Below are 13604 nucleotides of genomic sequence, written 5' to 3'. Positions count from 1 at the left end.
CCGGCGACTCAGACCACAGGCACCCGGCACTACATGATTGTTAACCAACCCCGAACCCGAACGCTACCGTCACTGGCCGTCACCGCCCTGCTGGCACTGCTGCTCGTTGCCCTGACCGGCCACGCCCAGGAAAGCAGGCTACCGAGCATTGGTGGCAGTGGCGGAGGCCTGATCGCGGGCCAGCAGGAATCGGATATCGGCCAGCAGGTCATGGTGTCTATCCGCCGATCGGCACCCAGGATCAGCGACCCCCTCGTTTATGACTATTTGAGCGCCATCACCTATCGACTGGTTCCCTCGGCTCCGCTTCAGGACCGGGACCTGACCCTCGCGCTGATTGATAGCCCCGCCATCAACGCATTCGCAGTGCCCGGCGGTATTGTCGGCGTCAACGGCGGCCTGTTCCTCAATGCTGCAACAGAGCAACAGTTTGCTTCCGTCCTGGCCCACGAGCTTGCCCATCTTAGCCAGCGGCATTTTGCCCGGCGCATGGAACAACAGGAAACCAGCGCGCCGCTCACACTGGCAGGCATGATTGCCGGCATTGTGCTGTCGGCGGTCACCCAGTCGGATATTGGTTTTGCTGCCATTGCAGGAACCCAGGCTTTGGCGGCCCAGAACATGCTGGCGTATAGCCGGGCTCATGAACAGGAAGCCGACCGGGTCGGGCTCGACATTCTGGCCAGTGCAGGCATGGATCCTCGTGGCATGCCGGAAATGTTCGAAATCATGATGCGCCAGAATCGAATGCAGGGAAATCGCCTGCCCGAGTATCTGTCAACGCACCCCTTAACCCAGAGCCGTGTTGCCGACACCCGCAGCCGTGCCGAACAGTATCCGGACGAGAACATCCGGGACGGCCAGGAATATCACCTGATGCGCAGCCGCCTCCAGGTGCACTACGCACCTTCGCCTGATGTTGCCGTGGAAACCTTCGAGGCCTATCTGGAAAGCCCGGATGCCCAGAGAAACGACGCTATCCGGTACGGCTTGTCCGTGGCCTACCTCGAGAACAGGCAATACGACAAAGCCGTGGACATTTTGAACGACCTGCTGACCAGGAACCCCGGGCGAATCACATTTCAGGTGACGCTGGCGGAAGTCAGGCTGGCGCAAAATCGTATGGGCGAGGCACGGGATGTTCTGAAAGACGCACTGGCGAGGAATCCGGGGAATTATCCGATCATCCACACCCTGGCTCGCACCGAAATAGCAGACGGCAATGGTGCCGCAGCGGCTGAATACCTGAAACAGCTGACCCGTCAGTTTCCGGGGCAGGAACACCTCTGGCTGAAACTGGCCGAGGCCGAGGGTATGGCAAGGAACATTGTCGGCGTGCATCGCGCCCGGGCAGAGTACGACGTATTGATGGGCGATCTGGAATCTGCCCAGCGTCAGCTCAGGCAGGCACAGGAGAAGTTACCCGCGGGCGCGCCGCAACGACAGATTGTGACCGAGCGACTGGCGGAAATTACCAGTCGCCTGCACGCGCGGGCCAACAGCTGATCAGGCGTTACCGGCAGCCTTGAGATTCATGTTGGCTGTAAAATCCAGCATACGCTGCAAAGGCTGCAGTGCTTTCTCTCTCAGCTCTGAATCCACGAGGACTTCCTGATCGCCCTGCTCCAGCACCTGAAGCAGATTCTGAAGGCCGTTCATGGCCATCCAGGGGCAATGGGCGCAGCTACGACAAGTAGCGCCATTACCTGCAGTGGGCGCCTCGATCAGCGTTTTGTTTGGAGCCAGCTGCTGCATCTTGTAGAAGATGCCGTTGTCGGTGGCAACAATGAACTTTTCATTGGGCAATGTCTGAACAGCGTGAATCAGCTGCGAGGTCGAGCCCACAACGTCTGCCATTTCAACCACCGCATCGGGCGATTCCGGATGCACCAGCACAGCCGCTTCGGGATAGAGCGCTTTCAGATCCTCCAGTCCACGGTACTTGAACTCCTCATGGACGATGCAGGAGCCGTCCCAGAGCAGCATATCTGCGCCTGTGGTTTTCTGAACGTAGTGACCCAGGTGCTTGTCCGGGGCCCAGAGAATTTTTTCGCCGCGGGCATCCAGATCCTCAACAATCGCCTGGGCACAACTTGAGGTAACCACCCAGTCCGCCCTCGCCTTCACGGCCGCAGATGTGTTGGCGTAGACCACAACCGTGCGGTCCGGGTGCTGATCGCAAAACTCGGCGAATTCATCGGCAGGACAACCCACATCCAGGGAGCAGGTTGCCTCAAGGGTTGGCATCAGAACACGCTTTTCCGGGTTCAGGATCTTCGCCGTTTCACCCATAAACCGCACGCCGGCAACCACGACGGTCGAAGCCGGGTGCTGGTTACCAAACCTGGCCATCTCCAGGGAATCCGCAACACAGCCACCGGTTTCCTCGGCAAGGCGCTGAATATCAGGATCGGTGTAGTAATGGGCTACAAGTACCGCATCCTGATCCTGCAGGGCCGACTTGATACGAGCTTCCAGCTCGGACTTTTCATCCTCGCTGAGCGGCTTCGGCTCGGCGGCATGTGCCAGGTGTTCTTGAACAAGGATACGGTCTTCGGCGTATGTCATTACTGCGTCTCTGTGTTGCGTTAACCGGGGGATTATAGCATTCATGCCCGGCCTTCATGTTTCTGAAACAGTGCTATCACAAAGTTGTGATTGCGTTTTCTGTTACCTGTTTACCTAGGTAGGAACGTATACGCAAAAAAAAAGAGCCCGGAGGCTCTTTTTTCACAAAAACCCGCAGGTTTCTGTTATTTGGTGGGTCGTGAAGGATTCGAACCTTCGACCAATTGGTTAANNAATTGGTTAAAAGCCAACTGCTCTACCAACTGAGCTAACGACCCAAACGAGGCGCATATAGTAATGATTTTTGGCCGCTGATCAACCCCTTTTTTTCAGGTTTCTCAACATTTTTGCCACGCCCGACAATCAGCCGTTCTAGGACTCCAGGAACTTCCGGGCCAGGTCCGCAGCGCTGCTGGATGGGTAATCCTCAATCACGGTTTGCATAGTGCGCCGTGCCTGATCCTTTTCACCCAGACGATCGTGGGTCACACCCAGCTTGTAGACGGCATCCGGCGCTTTACGGTGGTCTGAAAAGCGGGTGGCAACAATGGTGAACGCCTGCTTTGCCTGCTCCAGCTGCGGCTTGACGAGATACACCTCACCCAGCCAGTAGTAGGCGTTAACAGTCAGATCACCCTCTGGATACTCATCGATAAACTCGTATATCCGGCTGATGGCCTCATCGTATTTTTTCTGGTTACGGATCAGATCCTGAATCTGTTCGTAAGCCTTTCGCTCCTCCGCATCCGGCTGACGATATTCCCTTGCTGCCGGCGCTGACCCCGAAGCTGTGGAATTACTGGCTGTACTGGCCTCGGGCGCGGGTTGAGAAGCCACCTTCTCCGAGAGATCCAGAATACGCTGATCCAGATCGATATAGCGGTCACGCCCCTGCTGCTGCAGGCGGTTGATCAGGTGCCTCTGCTCCTCGACTTCGCCCTGGAGCCGCCTGACTTCACCCTGAAGCTGCTGGATCATGTAGAACAGCTCAGCTGTCGCCTGGCTATTATTGGCGTTGCGCTGAGTGTCCTGAGCTGATTGCGCCAGAGTAACTCCCGCATGCCCAAGGGCAAGCGGGAGCACCACTGTCGCCATGAGGATTTTTCTCATGGTCCTTCCTGTGTGATTACTCAAATACGAGTTCCACACGACGGTTCTGGGCCCAAGCACTCTCGCTGGAACCCATCACTGCCGGCTTCTCTTCACCATAGCTTACGGTTTCAAGCTGGCCACGTGAAGCGCCATTGACGATCAGGAAGCGCTGTACAGCGTTGGCACGACGCTCACCCAGAGCCAGGTTGTATTCCTTGGTGCCGCGCTCATCGGCGTGACCTTCGATACGCACGTTCTGACCGGGGTTGTTGGCGAGGAAGCGAGCATGGGCCACCAGCACGTCGCGGGCTTCCTGCTTGATTTCGGCAGTGTCGAAATCAAAGTAGAACACGGTAATTTCACGGAGAGCCTGCTGCTCCGCCTGCTCCCGCGCGGCCATGCGCTCTTCTTCGGTCATGGCTGAAGAAGAAACACCACCCTGATCATCACCGCCGTAAACGGTGGAACCGCCTTCCTGATCTACCGCAGAAACGTCAGAGCCGAACTCACCACCGTCTTCTGAGGTGCCACCGGTGGAGCTACAGCCCGCTACCAGGCCAACGGACAGCATCAGTGCGAACGCTTTTGATTGAGCCGAGAAAATCATATTTTCTTCCTTTCAGTTGAGTAACATTATTAATTGAACGATTGCCGACGCCGAAGGGCATGGGCAATCAGCGAACCAAAGGTCCCCAGGCAGGCTCACGGACATCCCCTTCGGATGCCGGCAAGCTGTAGGCTGCCCCACCATCCGCAGAAATAACCGTGAGCACGTTGCTTCCGTTCTGCCGGGTAGCGTAGATCAGCATCCGACCATTGGGCGCAACACTGGGAGACTCATCAGACTCCGTACGGGTAAGGATCGTTTCCTCCCCGGTTTTCAGTTCGGTACGGGCAATGTGAAATGCCCGGTCCCGCTGGTGAACGTAATAGACATATTTGCCGTCATTGTCGGGCCTGGGCCGGGCGTTGTAGCGGCTGCCGAAGGTGATACGACGAGGCTCCGCACCCGGTGTTTCCATATGGTAAATCTGGGGCCCGCCGGAACGATCCGAGGTGAAGAATATACCCTCGCCACTGGCGTCGTAGCTCGGTTCGGTATCAATGGCCCAGTGGTTGGTAAGCTTGGTCAGTTGCCGGCTATCGAGACTCATCCGGTAGATTTCGGCGTTGCCATCCTTCGAAAGGGTCATCAGTAACGACCTGCCGTCGTCGGACCAGGCCGGCGCCGAGTTCAGACCTGGAAAATCAGCAACCTTGGTGCGCTGGCCGGTTGAAAGCTCATGCACAAAGATAACGGGCTTTCCGGTTTCGAAAGAGACATACGCCAGTTTTTTCCCGTCCGGCGACCAGGCGGGTGACAGAATCGGCTCCTGGCTTTCGAGGCGAATCCGGGCACGCTTACCATCGACATCACTCACCTGCAGCCGGTAACGAGGCTTGCCATTGGCGGTATCCAGCGTGACGTAGGCGAGCTTGGTTGAGAAAGCACCGGGCACGCCGGTGATCGCTTCATACACCTTGTCACTGATGTGGTGCGCCAGAGAACGCATATTGGAGGCGGGTGCTGCCGCTGTCTCGCCAAGAATCCTTTCTTCCCGGTTGACATCGAACAGCTCATATCGCGCCTGGACACGGTCACCGCTTCTGGTGAGCGAACCGACCAGGACGTAGCGCTGACCAAGCAGACGCCAGTCCCGGAAATACACTTCTTCCCGCTGGGATGGCAGGCTCAGCATCTTTTCCGGAGGCAAGGTACGGAACTCCCCCGTCATGGTCAGATCGGCCTGGACAACGCTGCCAACCTTGTCTCCCGCCGGCATCTGTCCCGACTCAGCGAAGGGCACTACCGCAACAGGAATGGCGGAATCCGCACCCTCGGTAATCCGGATCAACAGCTCGGCACGGGCTCCTGAAACCGCAAAGAAGATCAATGCAAGGACGGCGAGCAGTGTTCTGGACGGTTTGTACCAAATCCGATGTGTCATGGTGTTATCCGTATCCTTATCTCAACCGGCGTGGGTTGAATTCAATCGTAAACTGTCGGAAATACCGTTCAAAGGTATCCCGATCATTGGGTATCGGGTAACGGCTCAGTGAGCGCACCGCCCCCAGGGCGGAATTATCAAACGCAGTGTTGCCACTGCTGCTGACCAGACGCACTCCTGCAAGCTCCCCCGTTGGCAACAAGGTAATCTGGAGCCGCGCAGTCATATCCTCCGTAGCCGAGGATGGCGGATACCACGCCTGGCTCAATCGCTCCCTGATCAGTGCCTGGTACTTCTCGCTCTCCGACAGCATCTGAGCTTCCCGGGCTTTCGCGGCAGCCGCCTCCTGCTGGCGACGTGCTTCCTCTTCCCGAGCCTTTTGAGCCGCCTCCGCCTGGGCTTCAAGCTGTTGTTCCCGCAGCTTACGCTCCGCCTCAAGACGTTTGCGCTCTGCTTCCTGGCGGGCCAGTTCTTCCTGGCGCTTGCGCTCAGCCTCTTCACGCTTACGCTGTTCTTCCTGCCGCCGCTTCTCCTCTTCGGCCTTTCGTCTGGCCTCTTCCTGACGGCGTTTTTCTTCCTCGGCTTGCTGTCGAGCCCGTTCCTTGGCCTCCGCCTCTGCCTTTTGACGCGCCGCTTCTTCTTCACGCGCTTTCTGGGCTTCACGTTCCTTCGCCTCGGCTTCCTGACGCTCCTGCTCTTTTTGCTGCTGCAGCCGCTTCTGCTCTTCCTGCCGCTTCTGCTCAGCGATACGGCGAGCTTCTTCTTCCTGCCGTTGCCGCTCTACTTCTTCGCGGCGACGCTGCTCCTCAGCCCGGCGCTCCTCATCGCGCTTCTGCTGATCATCTGGCTCAACAACCGGACTCGGCTCCGGCTCTTGCTGGGTAATCAACCGTGCCGATATGCTTCTGGGCGGCGGCTCGTGATCGGTACTGGTCCAGGACCAACCTGCCAGCGCAATACCCAGAATCAACAGATGAAGCGTTACCGAAAGCGCCACCGGTGATTTCCAGGGTGGCACTCCGGTTGTGGTTACTTCGCGCTCGTGATCTCTCACAACACTCCTGCCCGCACCACGATCAATTGTCGTCTCGGGGTGATTCAGTGATCAGGCCGATACTGCTCGCCCCGGCACCCTGTAATTCCGCCATCAATCTGACAACGGTGCCGTAAGGAACGTTTTCATCACCGCGAACCAGGATCTCACTTGAAGCGCGCTGCGAAAGAATCTTGGAGATCTGTTCCCGTAAATCCGCAAGAGTCATGGGGTCACTGCCTTCATCACCAATTTCGACGTAGTAAGCACCGTTCGCATCCACGGAAACAATGATCGACTCAACGTCTTTATCTGCCTGGATCGGGTCCGAGGTAGTCTGAGGCAAATCAACCTTGACTCCCTGGGTCAGCATCGGAGCGGTGACCATGAAAATAATCAGCAGCACCAGCATGACATCAATGTACGGAACCACGTTGATCTCGGACATTGGCTTACGCCGGTTTTCCGGCATCATTCCCATGCCTTTCATAAAGCAGTGCTCCTAAGCTGATCCCTGCCCATGAATTTCCGTGCCATCATGCGGCACCCTTTTCGCTCTGGTGCACGCGACGATGGAGAATGCTGGAAAACTCATCGGCAAAGGTTTCATAGTTCTTCAGCAGTGCATCGGACATGGCCGAGAAACGGTTGTAGGCGATAACCGCCGGTATTGCGGCAAACAGGCCCATGGCAGTCGCAATCAGGGCCTCCGAAATGCCGGGCGCCACCGTGGCCAGGGTTGCCTGCTGAACCTGGGCCAGGCCGCGGAACGAGTTCATGATGCCCCAGACGGTACCAAACAAGCCGATGTACGGACTGGTGGAGCCAACCGTGGCCAGAAACGGCAGGCTGGCCTCAAGCCTCTCGTGCTCCCGGGAGAAGGCCACACGCATTGCCCGCTGGGTACCTTCCATAACCGCATCGGCATCCCGGCTTTGCTGGCGCAAACGGGAAAACTCCTTGAAACCGGCCCGGAACAGGGACTCCATGCCGGAAAACGGCGTCGGATCGGCATTCACCTCCCGGTACAGCTGGCCCAGATCCATACCAGACCAGAAACGCTCTTCAAACGCCAGTTGAGCCCGCTTGGCTTTGCGGAATACCTGCAGACGCTGGAAAATCAACGCCCAGGACATGACCGACGCCAGGGCCAGCAAAAGCATGACCAGTTGCACCAAGACACCGGCATTTGCAATCAGGTACCAGACTGAAAGTTCTGAATCCACTTCTTACTCCTGGCTCGTTCTGTTTATCGTTTCAGTGGGCTGGACATTCCTGGCCAGCAATTCCTGCATGTTTTCCGGCAAACGCCGGGGGCGGCCGGTATCGAGCGCAACGCAGGCGACCCGCACATTGCTATCACTCAAAACCTTGCGGTCGGCGGCCCGCAGGACACGCTGCCGAAAATCCATCCATACCCGGCCAAACGCCACCGGTTCGGCAGTGACAAGCAGCTCATCATCAAGCTTTGCGGCTACCGCGTAATGAATGTCCAGACGCTGCACGACATAACTGATGTTGTCTGCCAGCCCCGCCCTGAGGCCAACTCCGCAACTGCGTACCCATTCGGTTCGGGCCCGCTCCATGTAATGGAGGTATTTGGCGTGAAATACGATGCCGCCGGCATCGGTGTCCTCAATATAGACCCGGATCGGCAGCTCGAACCTTGCCTCTGGCGCCTGTTCAACCAAAAAGATCGTCCTCCCTGCCCGACTTCGGCGGAATGACGCCGAAATGCTGATAGGCGTTGGAGGTCACCATCCGTCCCCTAGGGGTTCGGACCATGTAACCCTGCTGGATCAGGAATGGCTCAAGTACATCCTCAATGGTGCCGCGCTCTTCACTGATCGCGGCGGCAAGGCTTTCAACCCCCACCGGGCCACCGTCGAACTTTTCGATCATGGCCAGCAGCAGACGACGGTCCATATGATCGAAACCCTGGTTATCCACTTTCAGCATGTTCAGGGCCTGATCAGCTATGTCAGACGTGATCCGACCGTCGGAGCGCACCTCCGCAAAATCCCGCACCCGACGCAACAGACGGTTTGCGATCCGTGGCGTGCCCCTTGACCGACGGGCAATTTCAAACGCGCCCGCCTCATCAACGGCAACCGAAGAGAGCCGCGCGGAACGGAGAATGATGCTGGTGAGATCCTCGGTGTTGTAGAACTCCAGCCGCTGCACGATCCCGAAGCGATCCCGCAAGGGCGATGTCAGCAACCCCGCACGAGTGGTGGCCCCTACAAGAGTGAACGGCGGCAAATCAAGCTTGATGGATCGGGCCGCCGGACCCTCACCAATCATGATGTCGAGTTGGTAATCTTCCATCGCCGGATAAAGGACTTCTTCGACGGCGGCACTGAGACGGTGTATCTCGTCGATGAAGAGAACGTCACCTTCTTCAAGATTGGTCAGCATGGCTGCCAGGTCCCCGGCTTTTTCAAGCACCGGACCAGAGGTGGTCTTGATGGACACGCCCATCTCGTTGGCGATGATATTGGCCAGGGTTGTCTTGCCCAGACCGGGCGGGCCAAAAATCAGAACGTGGTCCAGCGCTTCCTGACGGCCACGGGCAGCGGATATAAAAATATCCATCTGCTCACGAACCGTAGGCTGGCCAACGTATTCAGCCAGCAAGGTCGGGCGAATGGCCCTGTCCTGTACTTCCTCGTATTCACCGGCCCGGGCCGAGATCAACCGGTCGGATTCGATCATGGCATCACCCATAGTGTGGGAATCAACATCGTGCCTCACGTTTGCCCGCTATTCCAGCGCAGCCCCAATTGTACAAAGGGGTTTGCAGGTGTCACGTTACGCTCTCTACAGGTTCACGACAGGTTTTCACGCTCAGGCCGGTATCATGTTTCGCAGGGCCAGACGGATGAGGGTTTCGCTGGTCATACCCTCCTCGGCCACTTTGCTGATGGCCTTGGCGGCCTCCTGGGGCTTGTAACCCAGTGCAATAAGTGCGGCTTCCGCTTCCTCGGTGGCCGCCGGCCCGCCAGCGGGACCTTGTCCGCCCGGCTGCACAACTCCTGTCGTCTCTGGCGACGTTGGCACAAATTGCCCTTCAAGTTGCACTATCCGGTCCGCCATTTCAATAAGAAGGCGTTCTGCGGTTTTCTTGCCAACACCGGGGAGTTTGACCAGTGAGGCGGAGTCACGGTTCTCAACGCAGCGAATGAACTGTTGGGCGTCCAGACCGGAAAGAATGCCGACCGCCAGTTTCGGGCCAACACCGTTGACTTTGATCAGCAGGCGGAACAGGTCCCGGTCCAGGCTGGAGGCAAAGCCATAAAGGCTCTGGGCGTCTTCACGGACGGCAAAATGGGTGTGCAGGGTGACTTCATCGCCGGTTTCCGGCAGGTGAAAGAAGGTGGTGTAGGGAATGTCGACTTCGTAACCCAGGCCGGCGCACTCAACCAGCGCCTGGCCCGGAGCCTTTTCAACCAGAATACCTCGGATACGACCAATCAAGTTGAATCTCCTGTCGCTCCTGGGAGCGGTTTATTGTTGTCGCACGCGACCGCTTCGGACCTTTCCGGCGCCACTGGCCACCCGCAGAATACTCTGGCTCATGTGGGCGTGGCACATGGCAATGGCGAGCGCATCGGCCGCATCCGCCTGGGGTTTGCGTGAGAGCGAGAGCAACACCTGAACCATGTGCTGCACCTGGGACTTGTCAGCGCCACCCTTGCCAACCACTGCCTGTTTTACCTGCCTGGCAGAGTATTCATGAACCGCCAAACCACTGTTGGCGGCACTGACGATGGCCGCGCCGCGGGCCTGACCGAGTTTCAGAGCGGAATCGGGATTGCGGGCCATAAACACCTGCTCAATGGCAAATTCTTCCGGCCGATATTCTCCGATCAGGGTGGCAAGGCTCTGGAAGATGGTCTGGAGGCGCTCCGCCATGGGCTTCTCGCCCACCCGGATACAGCCACTGTCGATATACTCGATGTGTCGACCATCGGCGCGAATGACGCCGTAACCGGTTATTCGTGATCCCGGATCAACGCCCAGAATTATCGCCACATCAATGCCCCTGACTGGTCAAAGCGATTCCATGATTTCGCCGGAGATATCCGCGTTGTGGTAGACATTCTGAACATCGTCCAGATCTTCGAGCATATCAATAAGCTTCAGGATGGTTTCTGCGCCGTCCCGATCGAGCTCCACTCGCGTGGACGGAACCATGGTTACTTCGGCATTGTCCGGCACCAGACCGGCATTGACCAGCGATTCCTTGACGTCCAGAAACTGCTCGGGCGTGGTCACGATTTCCCAGGAGCCGTCGTCCTGGGCCGCAAGGTCCTCGGCGCCAGCGCTGAGCACGGCTTCCACCAGCCTGTCCTCTTCCCACTCCGGACCGTAGCTGATGATGCCCTGTTTGCTGAACAGGTAGGCCACCGAACCGTCAGTGCCGAGATTACCGCCCATCTTGTTGAATGCGTGACGGATCTCGGCAACGGACCGGTTCTTGTTATCGGTCATGACTTCCACGAAGATTGCCACGCCACCGGGACCATAGCCCTCGTAGGTCAACTCCTCGTAGTTGTCGTCATCGCCACCACCGGCGCCACGTTCTACCGCGCGCTCGATGGTGTCTTTTTTCATATTCGCGGTGAGCGCCTTGTCGATAACCGCGCGCAGACGGGGGTTATCGTCTGGATTCCCCCCGCCCTGGCGTGCGGCTACGGTCAGCTCACGAATGATTTTGGTGAAGATCTTGCCCCGCTTGGCATCCTGTGCCGCCTTGCGGTGCTTGATGTTGGCCCACTTACTGTGACCCGCCATACAGCTCCTCCCTTAAATCACTGACTTACTCGTTGCCCTCTCCGGCTTCCGCCTTGTTGCCTTCAACCGGCTTTGACGGCTTTCGCAGACGGATATGCAACTCACGCAGCTGCTTCTCATCCACTTCGCCCGGCGCCTGGGTCATCAGACAGGTGGCACTCTGGGTTTTCGGGAACGCGATGACGTCACGGATAGACGTCGCACCAGTCATCAACATGACCAGACGGTCCAGGCCGAACGCCAGGCCACCATGGGGCGGGCAACCGAACTTCAGGGCATCCAGCAGGAAGCCGAACTTGGCTCGGGCTTCTTCCTCGCCGATACCCAGGATGCGGAACACCGCTTCCTGCATTTTCTCATCGTGAATACGGATAGAACCGCCACCCAGCTCGGTACCGTTCAGCACCATATCATAGGCGCGGGACAGCGCATTGGCGGGGTCTGCGGCCAGGTCTTCCGGGCTGCAGGAAGGCGCAGTGAACGGGTGGTGAATCGCGGTCAGGCCGCCGTCCGGGGTTTCTTCGAACATCGGGAAATCCACAACCCAGAGCGGTGCCCACTCGGAGGTCAGCATGTCCAGATCGTGACCGATCTTGATCCGCAGTGCGCCCAGGGCCTCGTTGACCACGTTGGTCTTGTCCGCACCGAAGAACACGATGTCGCCGTCTTCGGCACCTACGCGCTCCATGATGGCCAGAGCAATGTCATCGCCCAGGAACTTGATGATCGGGGACTGCAGACCTTCAACGCCCTTGGACAGATCATTGACCTTGATATAGGCAAGACCCTTGGCGCCGTATATACCGACGAACTTGGTGTAGTCATCAATCTGCTTCCGGGTCAGCTCACCACCCTTCGGCACACGCAAAGCCGCCACACGACCCTTTGGATCCTTGGCGGGACCGGCGAAGACCTTGAAGTCTACCCCTTCAACCAGATCGTTCACATCCAGCAGCTCCAGCGGGATACGCAGATCCGGCTTATCGCTGCCGTAACGTTGCATTGCCTCGGCATACGGCATTTGCGGGAAGGACGGCAGTTCAACCTCCAGCACATCCTTGAACAGCGCCCGGATCATGTCCTCGTTTAGCTTCATCAGGGTCTCTTCATCAATGAAAGAGGCCTCGATGTCTACCTGAGTGAACTCCGGCTGACGATCTGCACGCAGGTCTTCATCCCGGAAACACTTGGCGATCTGGTAGTAACGATCAACACCAGACACCATCAGCAACTGCTTGAACAGCTGGGGAGACTGCGGAAGCGCGAAGAAGGAGCCTTCATGGGTACGGCTCGGCACCAGGTAATCCCGCGCGCCTTCCGGCGTGGCACGGGTCAGGATAGGAGTTTCCACATCCATGAAGCCGTTGCTGTCGAGGTAGTTACGGATATAACTGGTTACCCGGGAACGGAAACGCAGGCGGTTGATCATCTCCGGACGACGCAGGTCCACAAACCGGTAGCGCAGGCGCACGTCCTCGCCCACATCGACATGCTCATCCAGCGGGAACGGCGGCGTTGCGGCGGCGTTCAGGATGCTCAGTTCTTTACCCAGAAGCTCAACCTGCCCGGTCGGCATGTTGTTGTTCTCGGTGCCGGCAGGACGACGACGCACCCGGCCGGTTACCTTGATCACGAACTCGCTGCGGACTTTTTCCGCAAGCGCAAAGCTCTCAGGGGTATCAGGATCAACAACCACCTGAGACATACCATCCCGATCCCGCAGATCCAGGAAGATAACCCCACCGTGGTCACGGCGGCGGTGGACCCATCCGCAAAGTGTGACTTCCTGATCGATGTGGGATTCGTTAATCCCACCGCAATAGTGACTGCGCATACCGGTTCCCGTTACGTTTAATGTGTTCAAATTTGTTGCTCGAAGTGCCGCGCCGGATGTGGTGGCTCTATCCGAAACACGCTGTGGATACATCCATGTACGCTCTGCTCCGCCATCCCTGGCTCCGCAAGGTTTCGGAGAGAGCCACCACACCCGGCGCTACTTTGTTCGTGCCCGCTGAAAATGCTGCGACCATAGCGGAAAAGCCGCCCATTATAAACACTATTGGCCCGAAAATCAGGCGCCCCTGAGGCGTAAATTGGAAGGCAGGATGACTGTGGGGTATTAGAGG

14 protein-coding genes and 1 tRNA gene are annotated in these 13604 nt (G+C 57.9%); 1 reads left to right on the top strand and 14 read right to left on the bottom strand.

Features of this window, described 5'->3' with window-relative positions:
- The first annotated feature begins 33 nt into the window (after window positions 1–33).
- Window positions 34–1506 (top strand): M48 family metalloprotease, encoded by a 1473-nt coding sequence (locus tag A8B84_RS02795; RefSeq protein WP_064228317.1) that lies wholly within the window; start codon window positions 34–36, stop codon window positions 1504–1506.
- Here the strand turns inward: A8B84_RS02795 and nadA are convergent, their stop codons facing one another.
- The 14 genes from nadA to aspS all read right to left on the bottom strand — a co-directional run bounded on the left by nadA (window position 1507) and on the right by aspS (window position 13312).
- A complete protein-coding gene (gene nadA / locus A8B84_RS02790; protein WP_064228316.1) occupies window positions 1507–2568 on the bottom strand; it encodes a quinolinate synthase NadA in 1062 nt (353 codons plus the stop codon).
- A 190-nt stretch (window positions 2569–2758) separates the two neighbouring features.
- Window positions 2759–2846, bottom strand: a tRNA-OTHER gene (locus A8B84_RS02785).
- Window positions 2847–2940: 94 nt separating this feature from the next.
- Entirely contained in the window at window positions 2941–3678 is a 738-nt protein-coding gene (ybgF, locus tag A8B84_RS02780) for a tol-pal system protein YbgF (RefSeq protein ID WP_064230138.1), read from the bottom strand.
- 16 nt (window positions 3679–3694) lie between these two features.
- Window positions 3695–4267, bottom strand: coding sequence for a peptidoglycan-associated lipoprotein Pal (gene pal / locus A8B84_RS02775; RefSeq protein ID WP_064230139.1), 573 nt, complete (start codon window positions 4265–4267; stop codon window positions 3695–3697).
- 67 nt (window positions 4268–4334) lie between these two features.
- The gene (gene tolB, locus A8B84_RS02770) at window positions 4335–5648 is read right to left on the bottom strand and encodes a Tol-Pal system beta propeller repeat protein TolB (protein ID WP_064230140.1); all 1314 of its coding nucleotides are present in this window, start codon (window positions 5646–5648) and stop codon (window positions 4335–4337) included.
- 16 nt (window positions 5649–5664) lie between these two features.
- A complete protein-coding gene (gene tolA / locus A8B84_RS02765; protein ID WP_064230207.1) occupies window positions 5665–6645 on the bottom strand; it encodes a cell envelope integrity protein TolA in 981 nt (326 codons plus the stop codon).
- A gap of 79 nt (window positions 6646–6724) precedes the next feature.
- Window positions 6725–7171, bottom strand: a complete 447-nt coding sequence (tolR, locus tag A8B84_RS02760) for a protein TolR (RefSeq protein WP_064230141.1) — start codon at window positions 7169–7171, stop codon at window positions 6725–6727.
- A gap of 46 nt (window positions 7172–7217) precedes the next feature.
- Window positions 7218–7907 carry a protein TolQ gene (gene tolQ / locus A8B84_RS02755; RefSeq protein ID WP_064230142.1) on the bottom strand — a complete coding sequence of 230 codons (690 nt, stop codon included), beginning with the start codon at window positions 7905–7907 and terminating at the stop codon, window positions 7218–7220.
- 3 nt (window positions 7908–7910) lie between these two features.
- Window positions 7911–8372 carry a YbgC/FadM family acyl-CoA thioesterase gene (locus A8B84_RS02750; protein WP_064230143.1) on the bottom strand — a complete coding sequence of 154 codons (462 nt, stop codon included), beginning with the start codon at window positions 8370–8372 and terminating at the stop codon, window positions 7911–7913.
- Entirely contained in the window at window positions 8365–9396 is a 1032-nt protein-coding gene (gene ruvB / locus A8B84_RS02745; protein WP_008169131.1) for a Holliday junction branch migration DNA helicase RuvB, read from the bottom strand. The genes A8B84_RS02750 and ruvB overlap by 8 nt, the downstream gene beginning before the upstream one ends.
- Before the next feature lie 132 nt (window positions 9397–9528).
- On the bottom strand, window positions 9529–10158 hold the full coding sequence (gene ruvA, locus A8B84_RS02740) for a Holliday junction branch migration protein RuvA (protein ID WP_064230144.1): 630 nt from the start codon (window positions 10156–10158) through the stop codon (window positions 9529–9531).
- Window positions 10159–10188: 30 nt separating this feature from the next.
- A complete protein-coding gene (gene ruvC / locus A8B84_RS02735) occupies window positions 10189–10716 on the bottom strand; it encodes a crossover junction endodeoxyribonuclease RuvC (RefSeq protein WP_014577393.1) in 528 nt (175 codons plus the stop codon).
- A gap of 18 nt (window positions 10717–10734) precedes the next feature.
- Window positions 10735–11478, bottom strand: a complete 744-nt coding sequence (locus tag A8B84_RS02730; protein ID WP_064230145.1) for a YebC/PmpR family DNA-binding transcriptional regulator — start codon at window positions 11476–11478, stop codon at window positions 10735–10737.
- A 25-nt stretch (window positions 11479–11503) separates the two neighbouring features.
- On the bottom strand, window positions 11504–13312 hold the full coding sequence (gene aspS, locus A8B84_RS02725; protein ID WP_064230146.1) for an aspartate--tRNA ligase: 1809 nt from the start codon (window positions 13310–13312) through the stop codon (window positions 11504–11506).
- Window positions 13313–13604: the final 292 nt, after the last annotated feature.

The sequence above is a fragment of the Marinobacter sp. EhC06 genome, from assembly GCF_001650915.1.
In the GTDB taxonomy this organism is placed as follows: domain Bacteria; phylum Pseudomonadota; class Gammaproteobacteria; order Pseudomonadales; family Oleiphilaceae; genus Marinobacter.
Note: the sequence above shows the minus strand (reverse complement) of the source record. Positions and strands in the feature narration are given on the sequence as shown.